21 protein-coding genes and 2 tRNA genes are annotated in these 20,924 nt (G+C 45.8%); 13 read left to right on the top strand and 10 right to left on the bottom strand.

Features of this window, described 5'->3' with window-relative positions; genetic code table 11:
* The coding region (locus tag VB714_RS10515) for a S8 family serine peptidase (RefSeq protein ID WP_323223848.1) at nt 1-1,484 on the top strand (1,484 nt) is incomplete at its 5' end.
* Here VB714_RS10515 and VB714_RS10510 read toward each other — a convergent pair.
* Nucleotides 1,473-2,081 (bottom strand): glutathione S-transferase N-terminal domain-containing protein, encoded by a 609-nt coding sequence (locus VB714_RS10510; RefSeq protein ID WP_323223846.1) that lies wholly within the window; start codon nt 2,079-2,081, stop codon nt 1,473-1,475. The two genes, VB714_RS10515 and VB714_RS10510, sit on opposite strands and share 12 nt — an antisense overlap.
* Nucleotides 2,082-2,140: 59 nt before the next feature.
* Between VB714_RS10510 and VB714_RS10505 the strand changes: the two genes are divergently transcribed.
* Complete coding sequence (locus VB714_RS10505) at nt 2,141-3,655, top strand: gluconokinase (RefSeq protein ID WP_323223844.1); 1,515 nt, start codon at nt 2,141-2,143, stop codon at nt 3,653-3,655.
* A 17-nt stretch (nt 3,656-3,672) separates the two neighbouring features.
* Entirely contained in the window at nt 3,673-4,374 is a 702-nt protein-coding gene (locus VB714_RS10500) for a DevA family ABC transporter ATP-binding protein (protein WP_323223842.1), read from the top strand.
* Between the two features lie 38 nt (nt 4,375-4,412).
* On the opposite strand, the gene VB714_RS10495 is transcribed toward VB714_RS10500, so the two are convergent.
* The 3 genes from VB714_RS10495 to VB714_RS10485 form a co-directional block, all read right to left on the bottom strand.
* Nucleotides 4,413-5,327, bottom strand: a complete 915-nt coding sequence (locus tag VB714_RS10495) for a hypothetical protein (RefSeq protein WP_323223840.1) — start codon at nt 5,325-5,327, stop codon at nt 4,413-4,415.
* 338 nt (nt 5,328-5,665) lie between these two features.
* Nucleotides 5,666-7,315, bottom strand: a complete 1,650-nt coding sequence (locus tag VB714_RS10490) for a D-Ala-D-Ala carboxypeptidase family metallohydrolase (protein ID WP_323223838.1) — start codon at nt 7,313-7,315, stop codon at nt 5,666-5,668.
* A 36-nt stretch (nt 7,316-7,351) separates the two neighbouring features.
* A complete protein-coding gene (locus tag VB714_RS10485) occupies nt 7,352-8,830 on the bottom strand; it encodes a site-2 protease family protein (RefSeq protein WP_323223835.1) in 1,479 nt (492 codons plus the stop codon).
* A gap of 246 nt (nt 8,831-9,076) precedes the next feature.
* On the opposite strand from VB714_RS10485, the gene lepB reads away from it, so the two are divergent.
* Both lepB and VB714_RS10475 read left to right on the top strand, forming a co-directional pair.
* On the top strand, nt 9,077-9,667 hold the full coding sequence (lepB, locus tag VB714_RS10480; RefSeq protein WP_323223832.1) for a signal peptidase I: 591 nt from the start codon (nt 9,077-9,079) through the stop codon (nt 9,665-9,667).
* A 133-nt stretch (nt 9,668-9,800) separates the two neighbouring features.
* Nucleotides 9,801-10,613 carry a COP23 domain-containing protein gene (locus VB714_RS10475; RefSeq protein ID WP_323223830.1) on the top strand — a complete coding sequence of 271 codons (813 nt, stop codon included), beginning with the start codon at nt 9,801-9,803 and terminating at the stop codon, nt 10,611-10,613.
* Nucleotides 10,614-10,701: 88 nt separating this feature from the next.
* On the opposite strand, the gene VB714_RS10470 is transcribed toward VB714_RS10475, so the two are convergent.
* The 3 genes from VB714_RS10470 to VB714_RS10460 form a co-directional block, all read right to left on the bottom strand.
* Nucleotides 10,702-10,773 (bottom strand) — tRNA-Thr (locus VB714_RS10470).
* A gap of 54 nt (nt 10,774-10,827) precedes the next feature.
* Nucleotides 10,828-10,912: transfer RNA gene (locus VB714_RS10465), tRNA-Tyr, on the bottom strand.
* Between the two features lie 219 nt (nt 10,913-11,131).
* Nucleotides 11,132-11,269, bottom strand: coding sequence for a hypothetical protein (locus VB714_RS10460; protein WP_204106401.1), 138 nt, complete (start codon nt 11,267-11,269; stop codon nt 11,132-11,134).
* Nucleotides 11,270-11,370: 101 nt separating this feature from the next.
* Between VB714_RS10460 and VB714_RS10455 the strand changes: the two genes are divergently transcribed.
* Nucleotides 11,371-12,348 carry an SGNH/GDSL hydrolase family protein gene (locus VB714_RS10455; RefSeq protein WP_323223827.1) on the top strand — a complete coding sequence of 326 codons (978 nt, stop codon included), beginning with the start codon at nt 11,371-11,373 and terminating at the stop codon, nt 12,346-12,348.
* On the opposite strand, the gene VB714_RS10450 is transcribed toward VB714_RS10455, so the two are convergent.
* Both VB714_RS10450 and VB714_RS10445 read right to left on the bottom strand, forming a co-directional pair.
* A complete protein-coding gene (locus VB714_RS10450) occupies nt 12,345-13,427 on the bottom strand; it encodes a Gfo/Idh/MocA family oxidoreductase (protein WP_323223824.1) in 1,083 nt (360 codons plus the stop codon). The genes VB714_RS10455 and VB714_RS10450 overlap by 4 nt on opposite strands.
* A 256-nt stretch (nt 13,428-13,683) precedes the next feature.
* Nucleotides 13,684-14,346, bottom strand: a complete 663-nt coding sequence (locus tag VB714_RS10445) for an ABC transporter ATP-binding protein (protein ID WP_323223821.1) — start codon at nt 14,344-14,346, stop codon at nt 13,684-13,686.
* Between the two features lie 214 nt (nt 14,347-14,560).
* Here VB714_RS10445 and VB714_RS10440 point away from each other — a divergent pair, with 214 nt between their 5' ends.
* Together VB714_RS10440 and VB714_RS10435 are read left to right on the top strand one after the other, a co-directional pair.
* Entirely contained in the window at nt 14,561-15,484 is a 924-nt protein-coding gene (locus VB714_RS10440) for a Sll0314/Alr1548 family TPR repeat-containing protein (protein WP_323223818.1), read from the top strand.
* Between the two features lie 272 nt (nt 15,485-15,756).
* Entirely contained in the window at nt 15,757-16,467 is a 711-nt protein-coding gene (locus VB714_RS10435; RefSeq protein WP_323223816.1) for a Uma2 family endonuclease, read from the top strand.
* 30 nt (nt 16,468-16,497) lie between these two features.
* Here VB714_RS10435 and pdxA read toward each other — a convergent pair whose 3' ends face one another.
* Nucleotides 16,498-17,517, bottom strand: coding sequence for a 4-hydroxythreonine-4-phosphate dehydrogenase PdxA (pdxA, locus tag VB714_RS10430; RefSeq protein ID WP_323223814.1), 1,020 nt, complete (start codon nt 17,515-17,517; stop codon nt 16,498-16,500).
* 81 nt (nt 17,518-17,598) lie between these two features.
* On the opposite strand from pdxA, the gene VB714_RS10425 reads away from it, so the two are divergent.
* From VB714_RS10425 to VB714_RS10405, 5 genes are all read left to right on the top strand, one after another.
* Nucleotides 17,599-17,706 carry a PetM family cytochrome b6-f complex subunit 7 gene (locus VB714_RS10425; RefSeq protein ID WP_204104736.1) on the top strand — a complete coding sequence of 36 codons (108 nt, stop codon included), beginning with the start codon at nt 17,599-17,601 and terminating at the stop codon, nt 17,704-17,706.
* 87 nt (nt 17,707-17,793) lie between these two features.
* Nucleotides 17,794-18,171, top strand: coding sequence for a photosystem II reaction center protein Psb28 (psb28, locus tag VB714_RS10420; protein WP_323223812.1), 378 nt, complete (start codon nt 17,794-17,796; stop codon nt 18,169-18,171).
* A 41-nt stretch (nt 18,172-18,212) separates the two neighbouring features.
* Nucleotides 18,213-19,130 (top strand): TIGR01777 family oxidoreductase, encoded by a 918-nt coding sequence (locus VB714_RS10415; protein WP_323223810.1) that lies wholly within the window; start codon nt 18,213-18,215, stop codon nt 19,128-19,130.
* Between the two features lie 54 nt (nt 19,131-19,184).
* Nucleotides 19,185-19,391: a glycogen debranching protein gene (locus tag VB714_RS10410; protein ID WP_323223808.1), complete on the top strand. Its 207-nt coding sequence runs from the start codon at nt 19,185-19,187 to the stop codon at nt 19,389-19,391.
* Nucleotides 19,392-19,438: 47 nt separating this feature from the next.
* Nucleotides 19,439-20,924 (top strand): Na-K-Cl cotransporter (locus VB714_RS10405; protein WP_323223806.1); only part of this gene is annotated, 1,486 nt, incomplete at its 3' end.

Here is a 20,924-nt window from a genome sequence, read left to right as displayed (position 1 = left end):
TTGATGTGGAGAAGGCGTGGGATATTACCCGAGGGTCGCGATCGATTATTGTGGCGGTGGCTGATGATGCGATCGACCTGCGCCATCCCGATTTCCAAGGGCAAGGGAAAACGGTGTTTCCTCGGGACTTTAAAGGCAAGGATTTTTCTCCTCAACCGGATAACGACCAAGAAAGTCACGGCACTGCTTGTGCGGGGGTAGCGGTGGCGGAGGAAAATGGCCAAGGGGTGGTAGGAGTGGCTCCTGGTTGTGCTTTAATGCCCCTACGGACGACGGGATACCTGGATGACCGTTCCATCGAACAACTCTTTGATTGGGTCATTGAGAAGGGTGCCAGTGTGGTTTCCTGTAGTTGGGGGGCAGCGACGGTTTATTTTCCTCTCTCTCTGCGTCAAACTGCAGCAGTTCATCGGGTCGCAACCCAGGGGCGAAAAGGGAAAGGATGCGTTGTTGTTTTCGCGGCGGGAAATGCCAATCGTCCGGTACAGGGGACGGTATACGAACGGGGTTGGCAGGATAATTTGTTGAATGGTCCGACGGAGTGGTTAAGCGGGTTTGCGGCGCATCCAGATGCGATTACTGTTTCTGCTTGTAGCAGTTTGGGGAAAAAGTCTGCTTATAGTAATTGGGGGGGGCATATTTCGGTTTGCGCCCCAAGTAATAATGCCCCGCCGGGGATGTGGTTTCAACAAACAGGGTTTATTCAAACTGCGCCTCCCGTCCGCACCTATTTACCGGGGTTGGGGATTTTGACGACGGATGTTTTAGGAAATTTAGGCTACGATCCGGGGAACTTTACGCGAGATTTTGGGGGAACATCTAGTGCTTGTCCAGTGGTTGCGGGGGTTGCGGGGTTAATTCTCTCGGCAAATCCAGATTTGACGGCGCGGGAGGTGAAGGACATTCTGCAACAAACGGCGGATAAGATTGTGGATGGCGATCGCGATCCCCAGTTGGGGTTACAGTTGGGAACCTACGATCGCAATGGCCATTCCCAATGGTTTGGCTATGGCAAGGTGAATGCGTACAAGGCGGTTAAGGAGGCTAAACGGCGATCGCCTGGTGCTAATTCGGGTTCCGATACAGATTCGGGTTCCGGGGGAGGTGTTTCTCGCACCCTTCGCAAGGAAAATAAGGGCAATTTGACCATTGCTGATAATTATTCTCAAGGCGTTACCAGCAAGATTAGTATTACGGAAACGGGGACTATTCAAGATATTCAAGTGCAAGTTAATTTAAACCACGGTTTTTTAGGGGATATTGAAGTGAGTTTAATTGCGCCGACGGGGGAGAATTTTTTATTGCAAAATCGCACTTTGGGTTCGCAAACGGTACTGAAAAAAACCTATACTTTGCAAACGACACCATTATTAAAAAAACTCAAGAATCGCCCTTGTGCGGGGACGTGGCAATTAAAAATAGCTGATTTTGCTGTTGGCGATCGCGGACGTTTGGAGGAATGGGCTTTGGAGTTAACGATTTAAAATTGCCATTCCTTTCTGGACTGCTGGGCGATTTTGCAGGGTTTCCGTCCAGCGTTTGAGATGAGAATGCTTATCCAATGTTACCCCTAAATATTCATAAGCTGCAACCCAAGGATAAGTCGCCATATCAGCAATAGAATAATCGCCAGCAATAAATTCATGCTTTTCTAATTGACCGTCCAAAACTTCAAATAAGCGCAAAGTTTCATTTTCATAACGGGCGATCGCATAGGGAATTTGTTCTTTCGCAAACCTGCGAAAATGCCCCAATTGACCAAACATCGGACCAACACTGGCCATTTGAAACATTAACCATTCTATAACTCGCATTCGTCCAGGAATATCAGCAGGTAAAAATTGTCCCGTTTTTTCAGCCAGATAAATTAAAATTGCCCCAGATTCAAACACGGTTATATTAGTATCGCGGTCAATCATTGCTGGAATTTTGCTATTGGGATTAATTGCCACAAATTCGGGCTTGAATTGTTCTCCTTGAGAAATATCTACTTTTTTGACCGTGTAATCAAGTCCAACTTCCTCTAACATGATTGCAGGTTTTCGTCCGTTAGGCGTAGCATAGGCATAGAGATCGATCATCACTGTTCTCCTTGGTTTCATTAGATTGCGATCGCGATTTAATTCAAGTTTAAAACAAAATGAAAGCAAAAAACTATGTTCTTGGTGTGGATATTGGTACAACGGCGACAAAATCAGTTCTCTTTTCGGTAACAGGTTCAGTATTGCAACAATCTACCCTTAATTATCCCTTATCTTCTCCGAATCCTTTAACCGCAGAACAAAACCCTGAAGAAATTTTCATCGCAGTCTTACAAACTATTTTTTCGGTTATTCTTGAAAGTCAGATCGATCCGGAAGAAATTATCTGCTTGTCTTTTAGTAGTGCAATGCACAGTTTAATTGCTGTCGATGTTGAAGGGAATCTACTCACGCAAAGTCTTACTTGGGCCGATCGACGCGGAGAAAAATGGGTCAATTTACTCAAAGAAGAAGGTCGAGAAAACGAACTCTATCGCCTAACAGGAATTCCCTTTCATCCCATGTCGCCCCTGATTAAATTAGTCTGGTTGCGAAATGAATATCCCGATCTCTTTTATCGAGCGGCCAAGTTTATTTCCATTAAAGAATATATTATTTTTCAACTCTTCGATCGCTATCTTATTGATACTTCTTTAGCAGCAGCAACGGGATTATTAAATCTACACACTTTAACCTGGTGCGAGGAAGCCCTAAATATTGCAGGAATTACCCCCGATCGACTCTCAGAAATTGTCCCAACTACCTATATTTTACCCTCTTTAAATCGAGAAAGAGCGATCGCGGTCGGTATTCCGGAAGGCATTCCCACAGTTATTGGTTCTAGTGATGGTGTTTTAGCAAATTTAGGCGTTGGGGCAATTTATCCTAAAACGATAGCTGTTACAATTGGAACCAGTGGTGCAGTTAGAACTGTTAGCGATCGCCTGCAACTTGATGAAAAGAATAAGTTATTTTGCTATCCTTTAATTGAAAACTATTGGATTATTGGTGGTGCCGTCAATAATGGCGGCATTGTCATGCAATGGTTAAAAGAAAATTTAATTGAATTGGCAGGAGTAGAAGGATACGACCAATTAAATGCGATCGCCCAAACAATTCCCGCCGGTTCGGAAGGATTAATATTTCATCCTTATTTAACAGGAGAACGCGCCCCTCTTTGGGATAGTCACGCCCGAGGGAGTTTCTTTGGTTTCACCTTAAATCATACCAAGGCACATTTAATTCGCGCTGTTTTAGAAGGTATTATTTACAATTTGTCAATAGTTTTATTAAGTTTAGAAAAATTTACGGGTAAGAGTGAAAAAATTATTGCCAGTGGTGGTTTTACGCGATCGCCTCTTTTGCGACAAATGTTAGCAGATATTGTTAACTGTCCGGTAATCATTCCAGATCGACAAGAAAGTTCTTGTTTTGGAGCCGCTATTTTGGGTTTATACGCCCTGAAAAAGATACCCACTTTAGAGATTATCTCAACGACGAGGGCAAAAAAACAGCAATATTTCCCTATCCCCGAAAATGTGGCAATTTATCAAAAAATTCTGCCCATTTATCAGAACTTACTCGATCGATTTCAACTAGAATGGGTTAAGTTGCCCTCGAGTTTTGAGCCATAAACCTCCCTAAACCATCCATGCAGCCTATTGTAGAAATTTCTCATCTCGACCACTATTTCGGTCGAGGAGACCTGCGAAAACAAATTTTGTTTGATATCAGTCTCACCCTGCGATCGGGAGATGTTGTCATTATGAAGGGTCCATCGGGATCGGGTAAAACAACCCTACTCACTCTGATGGGAGGACTGCGATCGCCTCAAACAGGAAGTTTGCGGGTATTCGAGAAAGAATTAGTCGGAGCCGGAAAAAATCGCCTGGTGCAAGTTCGTCGTAATATTGGTTATATTTTTCAGGCACATAATTTATTAAACTCCCTCACTGCCAAACAAAATGTGCAAATGTCCATTGAACTGCACGATCGCATCTCATCCCATCAAGCCAAAGAACGGGCAATTACTATGCTAGAAGCGGTAGGTTTAGCCGATCGCATTAACTATTATCCCGCTCAACTGTCTGGGGGGCAAAAACAGCGCGTGGCGATCGCCAGAGCCCTCGTCAGTCATCCTAAAATGGTACTGGCTGACGAACCTACCGCTGCCCTCGATAGTAAGTCCGGACGCGATATTGTCGAAATTATGCAAAACTTGGCTCGAGAACAAGGATGCACAATTCTCATTGTCACCCACGATAACCGCATTCTCGATGTTGCCGAACGTATTATCCAGATGGAAGATGGACGACTTTCAGAACAGAAGATACTCACTAAAGTAAATTCTTGAACCAAAGTGAATTTAGATTATAGACTTAAATTCCTCCTTTAACGTCGAGTCGAAGAACGCCGACTTGAAGAAGAACGCTTGCTCCCACCCTGGGATTTCCCCGAACCTGGGGCTGGTCTTTGTTTAGGCGATCGATCGCGCGGTGGGGGTGGAGGTGGTACAGCCCCTTCTTTCCCTCCCATGGCATTGAGACGATTGGGATTAGTGCGGAAACTAACATTGGCTCCATCTCCCGATTGTTCTAATACTAACAGAGGGGTCGGTTTTGCCTTTTGATCCCACTCCATTAATATAACTCTACCTTGAATCGTAGGCTGCCAATTTTCGTGATCGGCGTTAGGGCTTAAGAATTTTTCAATACAGTCAATGATTTGATTAATCGTACTGGAAGTTGACTGGGTTGGTAACTTGGTCAACTTCACTTGAATGCGAAATAAGATTCGCTTGACTCTTTTGCCTCGTGCTTCCGTTTCGTAAGTGACATCAAACGTTTCATCAACTTGACGACCAGTTGTCGCAATACCCACTTGGTGTTGAGAGGTATTCGGACGTAGCGCAACACTAATTAATTGTTTGACGCGAATTTTAATTTGATTGACGATCGCATAGTGAAAAACTTCCTCATCCATTCGCAATCGCAGATAATCGAGGTTAAATTCCCGCGAGTGAATCAAATCGGGATTCGTCTCCATTTTGTTCATGGTTTTCAATGCCAGTTTGAGACGTTTTTGCAAATCTTGGGACTTATATTTCTCAAATTTAATGTCTTTTTGGAACTGGTCGTAAATTTTCAATTTGCCATAGACCAAGACCCCAACCAGAGCCAAAAATAAGACTAAACTTGTAATCAGTCCGATTTGTCCCAACTTTCCCGAACTTTGCGGGGGATTAGCGGGGGGGCTTGTAGTAGCTTGCGCGAGAATAGGTCGCACGGGAAGAAATGGAGAAACCATAGTGATTGGGGGTTAGAAATTAACGTCTAGGCTCAGGATGCCCCTAAAGTGGGTCATATAGATGATTAAACTTACTCAATCGCGATTAATTCATAAGGGGTTGTTAATAATTTTAGATTCTTTACCGAAAAGATCGCACCCGAAAAAAACTATCGTGGGAGATTGGCAAAACAAACTTTGAACGATGGAACGCTGACGATCTACACTCTTACTCCAACTATACCAGTCTCTTTGATTAAGAATAAAGAAGGAATGATGAAGGATAAAATTAATTTTAGTTTCCTCTCCCTAAATTTTCTCTCAAGATGTAAGTTCCCCATATTTTACAACCCATCCCTCTAATAATGCCAACGAGCGCGATAGTTTCTGGCATCGATGTGACAGAGGTTGGGATATTTGAGATAGCGTCCCAATCCTCCCGGCCACCAAGGGTCAAGCAGCCAGTAGAGTTGATTCCCGGTGAGATTATCGCAGACAAAATCGATCGCATCGCCGACAATATGGCGGCTGTATTTGGCTCCCCCCACGGCGCGGTTGATATGAGGGGGACGATACCAACTGGTGATGATAAAGGGACGACCGACGCGATCGCGAGCCTGTTGAGCAAGGTTAGCAATGCGAATCATAGCGTTTAAGGTGGCATCATCGGGAGGCATTCGCGTGCCGCCTTTTGTGGCTTCTGCCCAAGTAAAATTACCATTGGGGAGGATCGTGGCAGAGAGTTGAATATTTTGGCGCGTCCAGCGATCGGGGCGATCGGGAAGGAGAATTGTGGGTTTATCTTTCTCATCTGCTCGTTCTTTTTCCAGACGTTTGGTATCTTCAATTAGGGAAGCTAGGGCAGCAGAGCGAGTTTTTAAGCCTCGCCATAACTGCACCATGCGAATGAGGGCTTCGCGCTGTTGGTGATTTTCGCTGTAGGCACCGGGAATGCGACGCACAAAATTTAATAATTCGCGATCGAGTTGCACGGCGACTTTTTTAATAGTCTCTGGGGATGCAGTGCTGGCGGTGAGAATTTCCGGATCGATTCCCAAGGCTGTCAAAGCGGAGCCACGAGAATCGATCTGCCGCCAGAGGCGAAAACATTCCGTTACGGCGTTGCGCTGACTGCCTTTACCTTCATAGTAACGCGGCAAACGCTGCACGAAATTTAAGAGAGAGGCATCGAAAACTTGTAGCCCCGGATCGGGATTGGTCGCTTTTTCCAGGGAGTCGATGGCATCTTCTCGGGTGGGCAACTGTCGCCAATATTGGGTTAAGCGCAACAGTGCCTCTCTTTGATGAGGATAACCGCTATAGTTGGGGGAAAGACGCTGAATAAACTGTTTGAGGGCAACATCGAGGCGATCGGCTTGCAATTGGGCGGCGGGAACTTTTTCATCTCGTGCCAGGGAAGCGATCGCCGCATCAACGGTATCCAAACGCCGCCAAATTCGCACCGCCGCGAGGAGGGCTTCCCGTTGATGGCTTAACCCGGAATAATATTCCGAAATCCGTTCGATCAGATCGAGGAGTTGTCGGTCTAAATTGGCCAGATTTTGAGGAATGTAGCGGCCTTCATAATCTGTGGCAATATCATTTTCGTAAGCCTGTAAGAGTCGATCGCCATCGCAGGGCAGAAGCTGCCCCATGGCACCCTCTGCCAGTTGCGGCAGATAGCCCCCAGCAATCACCTCCACCAGGCGATCGCTATACCTCCCTTTTGTGCCATTCCAGAGATCGTCATTTTGCCATTTCTGAGCCACGAGATCGTCGGTCAAAATGCGAATGAGATTGGCTGCATATTGAACTTGTTCGGGAAAGGTATCGAGGCGATCGCGATCGAGCTTGTCATCTGCACTCACCCCCAATCCCGTTTCACCATCTGTCAAAATGGGGGCGCGATGAACGCGATAGAGGGCTGCCAAAATGGGTTTATGAATCCCCGTCCGTTCTGCTTCGATGAGGTAGTGGTAGTTGCGCCGATCCGGTGTTAGCTCCGCCATGTATGAATCTGATAAGGGTTAACTGGTGACTGAAAATCATACGCCTAATACACTAGCTAATTTACCCGGTAATGGGAGCAAAATAATAACCAAAAGGGTTAAAGCACAAAGACCGAGAAAATCCCGTCGATTGTCCAATTCGGTGACATCGTTTAAGGCAGGTTCGTTGGTGTTGGGCATAAACAATAAAACGAGCGCCCAGATGATAAATTCTTGACGGGCAAAGGCAAAGAGAAGCATCAGCAGGCGAGCGATCTGGCCGATAATTGAAGCAGTACGCTGGCCGAACATGGCATGGACGATATGACCGCCATCCAATTGACCCACGGGCATTAAATTTAATGCTGTCACAATCACCCCCAAATAAGCCGCGATCGCCAAAGGATGTAGGTTAATGGCCATATTGACCCCGAGGCGATCGCCCAAGGTTAGTTTTCCCATAACCGCCAGAAAGAGGGAAAAACGCGGATCGAGTGCCTCAAAGTTGAGCAAACTGGCTCGATCGGAGAGTTCTACTACCTCCGAGAGAGAAAGCCCCCAAATTAAGAGGGGTACCGTTACGAGAAAACCACCAATGGGTCCAGCAAAAGCAATATCGAAAAGCGCCCGACGGTGAGGCACCGGCGATCGCATTTGAATAAAGGCTCCCATGGTTCCCAAAAAGAAGGGTATGGGAATAAAATAGGGTAGAGTCGTGCGAATGTGATAGTAAATCGCTGCCCCATAATGGCTGAACTCGTGAACCCCTAATATGAACATTAAAGCAAGACTATAGGGCAATCCTTGCAGGAGAAGGCGGGGATTTGCTTGGAATTGTTCCGGGGTAATTCCTGTGAAAGCCGCGCCAACCAATGTGGTTGTAAACAGGGTAATCAGAAATAAACCCAGAATCAATTTCGGGCGCTGGAGGACTTCTGCCGCGTCCGTCGTGGCGATATTCTGCGTTTCCGAACGCGGGTTGGGGACGAGGGCAAAGAAGGGCTTATTGGCAACACCTTCTTGAAAAATGAGGAGGAAGCGATCGCCAAATTTGTCCTCAACATTTTCCCGCACGGTTTGGTAAGCCTGTTCGGGATTAGATTTGAGCCGACCTCGGCAGAGAATGGCTTGAGGGCGATAATCTACGGCTTGTAGGTAATAAACCCCCCAAGGGAAGCACTTGCGGAGGCTTTTTTCTTCATCGGGAGTGAGGGGACGGGGATTTTTGGAGAGTTCCAGAGGTAGGTCTGTGGGAGAATCCGTCGTCTCTTCTGGTGCGGGAATGGGTCTTCCTTTTTGAATGAGCCACCAATACAGTAGGGGACACAACACGAAAGGAATCACCATTAAGGGTAAAGGTAGTGGCTCTTTCTCCCCCAAAATCAGCATCCAAACCGTTAACAGCAAGGGGGGAGTCATCAAGACAAGCCACAAGAGCCAAATGGGTGTGGTTGTCAGATTGGCAACGCTCCGTTTGACAATAAAATAACTGATTATACCAAGAAAAATTAGGAGCAAAATTTCTATCGTTTCCATAAGCAAAAATAGAGAACAGATTATATTTAACCCGATTCTTCCTACAAAATAAGCCGTACAAGCATCCTAACAAATTCTTTGTAGGGCAGGATTATGAATTTGTTGATAGGTCAGTCTTTCCCGCGCACTTGTTCTTAATCCCTGGCAGGGAGGGTTTGTTCCCTCGTTCCTGTCTCATGGTTGCTGAGGGATGGATTAGGATAAGCTGAGGGGGATTGTACTGCATTCTCTCGATCGAGCAAATTTATGACCTCTCCCGATAAGAATTTGGACGTAAAAGACACATCCAAAAACAACCCCAAAACCACAAATTGGCGAGGGGTAGTTTGGGAAAATCTGCAAGTTATTGCGATCGCCTTGGCTTTGGTATTGGTCATTCGCACCTTTATCGCAGAACCTCGCTACATTCCCTCTGATTCCATGTATCCAACCCTTCACATCGGCGATCGCCTAGTGGTTGAAAAATTCTCTCATTATTTTCGTCCCATTCAACGAGAAGATATTTTAGTCTTCCGTCCTCCTGCTCTATTACAAAAACAAGGTTACACCAACAATCAAGCCTTTATTAAACGAACAATTGCCACAGCAGGAGAAAAAGTCGAAATTCACGATGGCCGCGTCTACATCAACGATACCCCCTTAAGGGAAGATTATATTGCCGAACCGCCTCATTATCGCTTGCTGCCCGCACAAGTCCCCGATCGCGCCCTCTTTATGATGGGAGACAACCGCAACAATAGCAATGATTCCCACATTTGGGGATTTCTGCCCGAAAATCAAGCGATCGGTCGTGCTGTCTTGCGGTTTTGGCCGCCCGATCGCATCGGTTGGCTCTAACAAAAACCCGATAGCGGAAACAAATAAGCGGGCAATTTCGTCGCCTTCACTGGGACTTGCTCTACCATAACAGCAACTTATTAATGTCAAATGCCTTGGCTTTTGACTCATTATTTTTTATTTCTCTAACATCATGACCCAGCAAATGAGCAACTCAGCTTTAGTTCTCAAAAGAGTTGGTTTTTCCCTCGCCACTCTTGCCCTTTTGGGAGGAGGAAACGCCCTCGCTTTTTCTTCTGCTTTTTCTTCTGTCGTTGATAAATCTCCAGAAGTTCCCCCATTGCAAATTGCCGAACTCGACTCGGAAGCAACCGACGCAGAGGAAACCGACACAGAAGAACCCCAGGATGAAAAAGTTAGCACCGATAATTCGCCTCGGTTCACCTGTGCCATGAATGAGGGTAGCCCCACGGTAATGTATTCCCCCCAAGAACAGGAAAGTGCTTATCCTTGGGCAGTTCCTCAAGGTTTGGGTGGGGGGTGGACTCCTCAAAAACGTTGCGATGTCATTGCTCAACGTCTCGAACAGTATCGCCCGGATGGTTTGGTAGAAATGCGAAACTCGACGGAAAATAACTACGATGTTGTTTGCGTGACCACGGAAAAAGACCCTTCTTGTCGCATTGTTTTGACGGTTCCTCCAGGTCAAAGTCCGGAGATCGTGCGCGATCGCGTTTTTGAAAATATTGCGATCGCTGATAGTGGAGAATCTACCCAAGGAGTAAGCACCTTTGCTGCTGGTAGTTCCCCCGCCGATATTCTCGGACAATTGGGGAATATTTTTAATACGGGTAACAGTTCATCCAGTGGAAATGTGCGCTTAAGTTCTCCTGGTGGGATTAACTTGAAACCCTTTTTGGCTCCTTCTGATGGAGGAACGGGATCGGGCTTGCAGCGCTTGCTCGATCGCCCAGGACGACAATTAAATCCCAATCGCTTCCGTTAAAACCCAAAATCTCTCACATCAGTCCCCCGAGCTTGGGGGATTGATGTTTAGATGCGTTTACCCTACTGAAAGTGTTGATATATTTGGAAGCCCTTGACGAGGATTGAACTCGTGACCTCACCCTTACCAAGGGTGTGCTCTACCACTGAGCTACAAGGGCAATGAAAATTCTTTAAATTAACTTTAAAATTAATTTTTATTTCCATAAGTTTTGTGGTGGGCCGAGTTGGATTCGAACCAACGTAGGCATAGCCAGCGGATTTACAGTCCGCCCCCATTAACCACTCGGGCACCGACCCAGGAATACCACGGTTAACGATTATAGCAGGAAAATTTGTAAAAAGGGGAAGTTTGGGATAATTATATTTTTCATGACGGTACGATCGCCAGAAAATAAAATAGGGACGCGATCGCGATCCCTAATTAGAATATCTTTCGAGGACTGGGGCAAGAACCCCTAAGCGTACTTCAAGCGTACTTCTTCCAGTTCGACAAAATTAGCCAAAATTGGCGATCGCCTAAACCACGTAAGCCATTTTTAAAGCCCACACAATCAGGAAGGCAATGCTGCCAAAAACGAGGAAGGCGGAAATCCCGATCACAATAGGCTTGTCGGCATTTTTGAACTTCATTATGCCGCGATTCAGGTCGGACATTACTTATATTTGAGAACTCTACTCTTGTAAGCTAACAACTTCTTTGCTTGAATGACTGCAAACTTTATAAAGATTTTCGCTCTAACCTTGGGAGGTACTCATTGGAATTTGCTATTGCGATCGCAATCTTGACTCTAGGATTCATTAGCGCTGAAGTAGGATTGCGCCTTTTCTTCGGCTTCGGCAATCCTTTACTTTACATTCCCGATAAGAACATCGGTTATCTACTGTCCCCCAATCAACGGGTACGACGCATGGGCAATCGTATTGCCATTAATCAATATTCCATGCGTTCTCCCCAAATTAACCCCACTCCTGCCCCAAAAACCCTACGCATAATGCTTGTGGGGGATTCAGTGGCGAATGGGGGTTGGTGGACGGATCGAGAGCAAACGATTTCTCAATTGATGCAGCAACAATGGAGCGATCGCCGGAAAACCATCGAAGTCTTAAATGCTTCGGCCAATTCTTGGGGTCCTCGCAATGAACTTGCTTACCTGCAACGATTTGGCTTATTTGGTTCTCGGGTTCTCGTTTTACTTCTCAATACAGACGATCTGTTCGGAACGCCTCCCACCTCAATTCCCGTGGGACGCGATCGCAACTATCCCGAAAGCAAGCCCCCTTTAGCCCTCATGGAAGTCTATTCTCGCTTTTTTTCCCCTTCTCAACCCATTCCTGAATTACAAGCCCTACAAAACGAAGGAGGCGATCGCGTGGGCATTAACTTAAGTGCCATTGAAGAGATCGCCGCGATCGCAACCCAAAATAATACTCACTTTATCCTTGCTCTCACCCCTCTCCTGCGGGAAATTGGCCAGCCTGGTTCGCGAGATTACGAACAAAAAGCACGTCAGAGACTGCTGGAATTGACCCAGAAACAGAATATCCCCTACCTTGATTTTCTTCCCCTTTTTAATTGTCAAGAAAACCCAAAAAACCTTTATCGCGACCACATTCATCTTAGTCCTGAAGGCAATCAATACATTGCGCGATCGCTGTGGGAAGCCATTCTCAATTTACCTCTTTCAGAAGAAGAACCCAAAAAAGACCTGACTTCGGAAATACCGTCAACCTAGGAAACAGGCAGCGATCGAGCGGAATTAGAGGCCAAGTCCAATGGATTATGATTCCATACCATACCATCTAACGCCATTTGTTCGATGGAACTGGCAAGACGTAAGGCTTTCAGAGCTTGTTCTCCCCCCACAGAAGGCTGATTTCCCCCGCGCACGCAGTTGACAAAATGCTCTAACTCTGCATGAAGGGGTTCAATATTACTGGTATAAACCTTTTCGATGGAACCATCTTGACGGTAGAGGACTTGACCGTAATCAGTCATACAATTTGCCGTGGTTTGCCGATGAATTAAAATCTCATTATTGAGGAAATCTGCTTCAGTGAGGGAGTTTTTGCAATGGGCAGCAATGCGACGAATTTTGCGGTGGGTGACTTTGCTGGCGGTGAGTGTCGCTATCATCCCATTTGCAAAACCTAAAGTTGCCGTCACATAGTCGAGATAACCGGAATCTGCAACGCGACTGCCACTGGCCGTTAATTTGACAACGGGAGCCTTGGCTAATTCTAATAATAAATCAATGTCGTGGATCATTAAATCCAGTACTACGGAAACATCATTGGCGCGATCGGAATAGGGACTCATGCGATCGGCTTCGATCGCCAGCAATTCTTCCGTTTTGAGAACTTTGCTCAATTCTTGGAAAGCAGGATTAAACCGTTCGATATGACCGACCTGTAAAATTGAGTTAGATTCCGCCGCCGCATTGACTAAAGATTCAGCTTCGGCAATGCTTGCGGCGATCGGTTTCTCAATGAGAATATGAACCCCGGCTTGCAAGCATTCCATCCCGACTCGATGGTGCAAGCGCGTTGGTACTGCTACGCAAACGGCATCAACGTGAGGGAGTAATGCTTGATAGTCCTCAAAAAAGCGAACGCGATATTTACTCGCCGTATCTAAACCTCGTTCGACATTAATATCTGAAACTCCCACCAGTTCTACATCCTTGAGCAAACTGAGGACGCGGGTGTGGTGTTGTCCCATATTTCCCACACCAACTACACCGATACGAATCGGTTGGGGTTGGGATCGGTATACTTTACCGTTTTGGTTTCCTTCTACGCTCTTATCTTGCACTCGATGTAGCCTCCTCTGCTATTAGGATTGAGTCTCTAGTATTTGCCCTTTCACAGCCATCCAGATAGTACCACAGCAGCATCGAGTGTGAAGAAATAAAAAACTTCTGGAGTTAATTGTGCTTTAAATGGTATCTGGGGCAAAATTCTGCCTCATATTTTCAGGAAATTGTTGGTTTAATAGTTCTTCTGGTGTGGCACTTTTTCATTTGTCCGTCAAGAGAAAAAAGAGGCAAAAACGAACTCTCGATCCTGTTTTATGAAGGCTTGTTCAGAGACAATTGTTCGTTAATATCGATCGCCTTTAAAGTTCCTGTTTCAATACGCCAACTGCGATCGGCAATCTTAGCCAAGCCTTCTGCATCGTGTGTCACAACCAACAAGGTCCAATGCTGTTTCAATTTTTCTAACAATTTCACCACTTGACGGCGGATCGACCAATCTAAACCCGCAGTGGGTTCATCTAAGAGTAAAACATTCGGTTGACGGATTAATTGTACGGCAAGGGCAAGGCGGCGTTGCTGACCGCCACTCAGGACGTGAGGCGGGGTAGAAAAGGAGAGATGATCTAAACCCACCTCTGATAAGGTTGCTTTGACCTGTTCCAAACCCAATTCGGGATGACCGAGACGCAACTCTTCTAAAATCGTCCCTCCGCAAAAATGTCGTTCGGGAAACTGAAATACCAAACCTGCTAAATACTGTAAATCATAAGCGTCTAGTTCTTGTTCTCCCCAGGCAATTTCCCCTTGAGTTCGTTCTGCAAGTCCCGCTAGAAGTTCCAAAAGGGTTGATTTTCCCGAACCACTCAACCCAACGATTAAACCGAGTTCTTGCGGTGCGAGTTCGAGGTTAATATTTTTGAGGATCGGGGCGGGGGTTGCCGGAGGATGATAGGTTAAATTCTTCAGATGGAGCATTTAGGGAGTAGGGAATTGGGATGAATTTTCACTTTCTAGATTAACTGGAAAATTTTTGATTGATAATTGAACATTAGAAAAAAGGAACTCGAGTAAATGGAAGTTCGTCAGAGTGCCAGAAGGTAGAGTAGCCCAAAAGTGTACTGGCATTTCTCTTTTTCCTCTTGTTTATCTGCTTTTTCCTTGTGGACTTGTAAATGTTTTGGAAATTTTCATGATGAAACGACTATTGACATCCTCCCGATCTTTTTCTCTTATCTTATCTTCTACGATCGCGATCGCCTTGAGTGGTTGGGGATCTGTGGCTTTAGCGGGAGACCCTTTTCAGCGCATCCCGGAAAAACCGATCGGCGATGCAACGGAAGAGGCTTTTGAGGCGATGTTCAAAGATGGAGATTATCGTCAGGCCGAACGCCTCATTAATACAGCACTTCGCGAAGATGGGGACGAACCCCTCGCTCATGCCCTCCGTGCTGGTCTGGCTTACAATCAGGGGGAATGGGAAGTTATGCTCGATCGCGGCACAAAAACGAAAGAAGCCGCCGAAAGATTAATGGCTAGAGATCCCGTGCGAGGTAATCTTTATAAAGGCGTTGGTTTGATGCTGGAAGGCGCTTACGATGTCTTACAAAATAAGAACTATCTTGGGGCAGTTCCCAAACTACAGGCTATTTTCCAAGCCTTTGATGCTGCTAAAGCGGCCGATGCTAACGATCCGGAGTTGAACTTGGCAAAGGGCTATATGGAGTTACTCCTCGCCATTAATTTACCCTTTTCGAGTCCAGATACGGCGATCGAGAACTTTCGGCGCACTGCGAAACCAGATTATCTGGTCGATCGCGGCTTGGCGTTAGCATACCGGGATTTAAAACAATTTCAAAAAGCATTAGACCATGTTAACCGGGCGCGATCGCAAACAGCAGATAATCCAGAAATTATTTACCTTAAAGCACAAATTCTGCACGAACTGGGCAAAGTAGACGGAAATCATCAACCCGATCTTGTTCGAGAAGCAATTCAACTGTTTGATGATGCTTTAGACGAAATCGATCAATTTCCCAATCCTGAAGCCAACAAAGTGCAACTTGAGCGAGAAAAACGTATTGCTAACGAGTGGCTTGAAGAGAAGGGCTATTAAACAGACGATCGCGCTTAAAAAGTCCAAAGGCGATCGCGCTTTCCCACAAAATGATACTTTTTCCCTTGTACTAATTATCTCGATCGCATTTGGCGATCGAGATTTTTTAACTTAAATCAAATCCTGATAAAGAGACACAATTAAGGGATCGCGCATCCGGCGAAACAGCGATACCATAGGAGAAATACTCTTTTTCCCGTAATATGGTTAACCTCACCCAAAGGCAGAAGAACTCACCCCCAACTTTTCCCAAAAGGAGAGACCTGCCTACCATGTACGACTTGCCGAGTGAAGAAGTAGGAGAACCCGGATTGCCAGACGAATACCATCCGTTGCAGGCTCAATTATTGCGATTGACCTTTCAGCCCCGCACTTATCCATCAGAGTGGGTATTCTCGGCAATGGATATGAATATTTACTACGACGAGAACAATACGAGGCGATACAAGCGTCCCGATTGGTTTGGGGTGGTGGGAGTTCCTCGATTTTATGAAGGGAGAGAGTTGCGAAAGAGCTACTTAATTTGGCAAGAGGGAGTCAGTCCCTTTATTGTTGTAGAACTGTTATCCTCCAGCACTCGGGCAGAAGATTTGGGGCAAACTGAAGCCGAACCCGATGGCAATCCGACTAAATGGCAAGTTTATGAAGAAGTTCTCCAAGTACCGTACTATGTTATTTATGATGGCGAACAGGATTATTTTCGGGTCTTTCATTGGGAAGACGGGTGCTATCAAGAATTAGAACTCGACGGCGATCGCTTGGGGTTGGTAGAGTTGGGATTGGGGTTGAGGTTATGGCGAGGAACCCATGAAGGACTCGAGCGGTTGTGGTTGCGCTTTGAGGATGCTTCTGGGGAGTTGATTCCCACCGAAGCAGAACGAGAACGACAAGAGAAAGAACAAGCACAAACGGCATTGCAGCAATTGCGCGATCGCCTTCAAGCAATGGGGTTAGACCCCGATAATCTACCTAACAATGATTAGTTTTGTCCTGTTTGTAATGTAAAAAAATTTTTAAATTCTTCGCATCGCCAATTCCGCAGCTAATACGATCGCCGCTTTCATGCTGGTAGCATCAGCAATTCCTTGTCCCGCAATATCAAAAGCAGTGCCGTGATCGGGAGAAGTGCGAATAAAAGGTAAACCAATGGTGGTATTAATAGCGCGATCGAAAGCCATTAATTTAACAGGAATCAGTCCTTGATCGTGGTACAAAGCCAAATAAGCATGGACGGGGTTAGGTGTGCCAACATACCACGATCGCCCTGGTTGCACCCAAAGAGTATCCGGGGGAACCGGTCCCAGGAGTCGCATATTGGGGCGATCGCGCCGTTCTTTGTCCAGCCAGGGAATGAGCCATTCTTGCTCTTCTGTTCCCAATTGTCCCCCTTCGCCACTGTGAGGATTTAAGCCAGAGACGGCAATACAGGGATTCTCAACCCCAAAATCGGTTTTGAGACAATGAATTAACAGATCTAACTTCCATGCTAATAACTCTGGGGTCAGGGTTTCGGGAACTTGATTTAACGGAATGTGAGTTGTGGCCAGAAGTACAATTAACGCATAATCGCTATGAGGCGATCGCGCTACAAATAGCATCCCGTAGCGATCGCATCCCGCTTTCTCCGCAAGGACTTCAGTTTGCCCAGGATAATCATATCCTGCCGCCTTCCAGAGGGATTTGGCAATGGGAGCCGTGACGATGCCTTGAAATTCTCCCCCAAGGGTGCGATCGATCGCAGCTTGCAAGTAAGCAAAACTGGCTTCACCACTCGCAGCATTTCCTTCACCCCATTTTATGGCAGCGCGATCGCCAGGCACCTCCACGAGAGAAAATTGTTCCGGATCGGCTAAATCCTCAATCTCCTTTGCCCGTAAATGTTGATAAGCAGACTTTAGCAGCGTTTTTGTCCCAAAAAGACAAATTTGGCATTTTTCGTGAATTGTCGGGTCTGCCAAGGCTTTAAGTAGCACCTCCGTTCCGATTCCGGCAGGGTCTCCTATAGGAATTGCAAGATGGGGTTTGGGTTTCACGGTTTTATTTTTCTTTGAGACTTCAGTGTTTTACAATGCTTGTTAGTCAAAAAAATTGCGATCGCTTAAGGAGAATCACGAATGAGTGCTAACGATCTGATGATCAATGCGGGTTTACTGTCATTTTCTCTCATTCTCGTCGGTTTGGGTTTGGGATTTTTTATTCTGAAACTCCAAGGCGGAGAATAGAGTTAAACTATTCGTAAAAATTGGGGACGGGAAACGGTTTTTCTCTGATTCGTTTCCTTTCTCCCTCTTTATTACCCAGGATGAATCATGTCTGAAATCCAGCCATCCATAGAATTTTTTAAAGGAGTTTCTGAGGAATTAACCAATATTAGGTTAAGACAAGGCAAAGAAACGGGAATTCGCAATGTTTTAATGTTTTTTCGGCAATTAAATGCCTTAGATATAATCAATAGTTACACCAAACAAGCAACAGGAACATTAAGATTAGTTGATTCTGAAGGAGAAATTAACGTGACTCCCAGTTCGGTAAAAATTCGTTACGGGGGAGATGAAAGCGACGAACTCATGGGCGTAGAATGTCAAATAGACATCGATCGCGAAGATCATTGGGAAAGATTAATGCGCTTTCTCAATCGTTATGCCGAAGCAAATGGAATGGCCTATCAAGGCAAAGATGAGGAGTAAATTATTTTTCATCACCGATTACTGATTATCTCTTACTGATTATGAAAATTGCAATCACGGGTGGAACTGGATTTGTTGGGAGTCGTTTGGTGGCAAAACTGAACGAGAAAAAGGAAAATATTTTAATATTTACCCGCAATAAAGAACGCACCCAGAAAATGTTTCCCAATTCTGCTTTCCCAACTTTAGAAATTGTTCCTTATACTCCCAAAAAATCGGGAGATTGGCAAGAGAAAATTGCAGGTTGTGATGCTGTGGTAAATTTAGCAGGAGAACCGCTTGCGGAAGGACGTTGGACTAGCGATCGCAAGCAAGAAATTATCTTAAGTCGCCAGATCGGGACACAAAAAATAGTGGAAGCGATCGCCAAAGCCGATCCTAAACCTCAAGTGTTAATTAATGCTTCTGCTATTGGTTATTATGGCACCAGCGAAACGCAAATATTTGCTGAAAATAGCCCCTCGGGTGATGATTTTCTCGCGGAAGTTTGCCAAAAATGGGAAGCTGAAGCTGAAAAAGTAAAGGAAAATAATGTTCGTTTGGTTATCTTGAGATTGGGTATTGTTTTAGGCAACGGTGGCGCGATCGCCAAAATGATTACTCCTTTTAAACTCTTTATGGGAGGTTCTATTGGCAGTGGGAAACAATGGTTTTCTTGGATTCATCAAGAGGATATCGTCAATTTAATTTTAGAAGCGATCACCCATCCTGAAATAGCAGGAGTTTATAATGCTACATCACCCAATCCTGTTCGCATGGAGAAGTTTTGTTACACATTAGGAGAAGTCCTGCATCGTCCTTCTTGGCTTCCCGTCCCCAGTTTTGCGATCGAAGCTATTTTAGGAGATGGCGCGATCGTTGTTTTAGAAGGTCAAAATGTGCAACCGAAAGCAGTCGAAGCATTAGGTTTTAATTATCAGTATCCTACGGTTAAATCTGCTCTGCAAGAAATTCTTTGAAGAGGGAAGAGGGAAGAGGCAACAGGTCACAGAAAATCAGTTATTAAACTAATTATGAACATTTGGGTAAACGAACAAATCGATCCTTCTGGTATGATTCATGCTTGTATTGCCTCTTGCGATGAGGAACAAGCAAACTCTTGTCACGAATCTTTTGAAAACAATCTTTCTCAACAACAAAAATTAGACGGTTGGATCGCCCGTCTGCGAATTGTAAAATCTTGGGATGAAGTTCCCGTTAATGCTTTAAAATTAAACTAAAATAGGTCACAAATAATTGGTAATTGTATTAATAATTAATCATTGAAATGACCGAAGCAAAACAGACAGGCTTAGGAACTTTTGGAGGCGTTTATACTCCCTCAGTTCTAACAATTTTAGGGGTGATCATGTACCTTCGCTTCGGCTGGGTCGTTGGCAATGTGGGGTTACTCGGAACCCTTGCGATTGTTACTCTTTCTACCTCAATTACGTTTTTAACTTCTCTTTCCGTTAGCGCGATCGCCACCGATCGCGTTATTCGGGTTGGGGGGGCCTACTACATGATCAGCCGATCGCTGGGAATTGAAACTGGAGGCGCAGTGGGTATCCCCCTCTATTTTGCCCAGGCTTTATCGGTAGCCCTCTATACCATCGGGTTTGCCGAAAGTATTGTCAAAACCTTTCCCGCCCTCAACCAAACCTATGTTGCCCTAATTACTACCATTCTAGTCGCCGTTCTTGCTTTAACTTCCGCCAGTATCGCCATTCGCGCCCAATATTTCATCATGGCGGCGATCGCCCTATCCCTTATTTCTCTAATTTTGGGCAAACCCGTAGAACCCACGGTAATTGAATTATGGAATAGTAACGGAGAATCTTTTTGGGTCGTATTTGCCGTCTTTTTCCCCGCCGTCACGGGAATTATGGCCGGGGTATCCATGTCTGGAGACTTGCGAGACCCCACCAAATCTATCCCTATCGGCACTTTAGCCGCCGTGGGAACCGGTTATCTCATTTATATGGGTTTGCCTATCATCCTCGCCATGCGTGCCGATGCGTCCACGCTAATTGAAGATTCCCTGATTATGAAGCAGATGGCCTTGTGGGGTCCAACGATACTCTGGGGGGTCTGGGGGGCAACCTTGAGTAGCGCCCTGGGGAGTATTTTGGGTGCGCCTCGGGTCTTGCAGGCTTTAGCCAGAGATGGAGTTTTACCCTCTTGGATGAGTATTTTAGGACAAGGAAGCGGTAAAGGAGACGAACCTCGCATTGGTACCGCCGTTACCCTCGGAGTGGCGATCGCGGCGGTTTGTATTGGGGATTTGAATTTAATTGCCCCAGTATTAACCATGTTTTTCCTGACGACTTACCTGGTGTTGAATGTCTCCGCAGGTATCGAGGGAATGCTGCAAAGTCCCTCTTTTCGCCCTACTTTCCGCGTCCATTGGAGTTTTTCCCTTCTTGGGGCGGCGGGATGTTTGGCAGTTATGTTTCTCATTAATGCGATCGCAACGGTGGTCGCTGCGGCGATCGTTTTGGGGATCTATTTCTGGTTGCAGCAGCGAGAATTGGTGACAGCATGGGGAGATGTACGACGCGGGTTATGGATGGAATTATTGCGAGTGGGTATCTTGCAAATTCGTCACGCGGAAGATACGAAAAATTGGCGGCCTCATGTCCTTGTCCTCTCGGGTATTCCTCGCAAGCGTTGGTCTTTAATTGAACTGGCGGAAGGATTCACTCATAACCGAGGATTAATTACGGTTTCCAGTGTTTTACCAAGCGGATCGCGAGATTTGGCGCAACAGGCAG

The sequence above is a fragment of the Spirulina sp. 06S082 genome, assembly GCF_034932145.1.
In the GTDB taxonomy this organism is placed as follows: domain Bacteria; phylum Cyanobacteriota; class Cyanobacteriia; order Cyanobacteriales; family Spirulinaceae; genus CCY15215.
Note: the sequence above shows the minus strand (reverse complement) of the source record. Positions and strands in the feature narration are given on the sequence as shown.

Excerpts from the sequence above, each read along its gene's own strand:
- VB714_RS10510 (WP_323223846.1), bottom strand. The coding sequence starts at position 2,081 with ATGATCGATCTCTATGCCTATGCTACGCCTAACGGACGAAAACCTGCA.
- VB714_RS10505 (WP_323223844.1), top strand. The coding sequence starts at position 2,141 with ATGAAAGCAAAAAACTATGTTCTTGGTGTGGATATTGGTACAACGGCG.
- VB714_RS10500 (WP_323223842.1), top strand. The coding sequence starts at position 3,673 with ATGCAGCCTATTGTAGAAATTTCTCATCTCGACCACTATTTCGGTCGA.
- VB714_RS10495 (WP_323223840.1), bottom strand. The coding sequence starts at position 5,327 with ATGGTTTCTCCATTTCTTCCCGTGCGACCTATTCTCGCGCAAGCTACT.
- VB714_RS10490 (WP_323223838.1), bottom strand. The coding sequence starts at position 7,315 with ATGGCGGAGCTAACACCGGATCGGCGCAACTACCACTACCTCATCGAA.
- VB714_RS10485 (WP_323223835.1), bottom strand. The coding sequence starts at position 8,830 with ATGGAAACGATAGAAATTTTGCTCCTAATTTTTCTTGGTATAATCAGT.
- lepB (WP_323223832.1), top strand. The coding sequence starts at position 9,077 with ATGACCTCTCCCGATAAGAATTTGGACGTAAAAGACACATCCAAAAAC.
- VB714_RS10475 (WP_323223830.1), top strand. The coding sequence starts at position 9,801 with ATGACCCAGCAAATGAGCAACTCAGCTTTAGTTCTCAAAAGAGTTGGT.
- VB714_RS10460 (WP_204106401.1), bottom strand. The coding sequence starts at position 11,269 with ATGTCCGACCTGAATCGCGGCATAATGAAGTTCAAAAATGCCGACAAG.
- VB714_RS10445 (WP_323223821.1), bottom strand. The coding sequence starts at position 14,346 with ATGCTCCATCTGAAGAATTTAACCTATCATCCTCCGGCAACCCCCGCC.
- VB714_RS10440 (WP_323223818.1), top strand. The coding sequence starts at position 14,561 with ATGATGAAACGACTATTGACATCCTCCCGATCTTTTTCTCTTATCTTA.
- VB714_RS10435 (WP_323223816.1), top strand. The coding sequence starts at position 15,757 with ATGTACGACTTGCCGAGTGAAGAAGTAGGAGAACCCGGATTGCCAGAC.
- VB714_RS10425 (WP_204104736.1), top strand. The coding sequence starts at position 17,599 with ATGAGTGCTAACGATCTGATGATCAATGCGGGTTTACTGTCATTTTCT.
- psb28 (WP_323223812.1), top strand. The coding sequence starts at position 17,794 with ATGTCTGAAATCCAGCCATCCATAGAATTTTTTAAAGGAGTTTCTGAG.
- VB714_RS10415 (WP_323223810.1), top strand. The coding sequence starts at position 18,213 with ATGAAAATTGCAATCACGGGTGGAACTGGATTTGTTGGGAGTCGTTTG.
- VB714_RS10410 (WP_323223808.1), top strand. The coding sequence starts at position 19,185 with ATGAACATTTGGGTAAACGAACAAATCGATCCTTCTGGTATGATTCAT.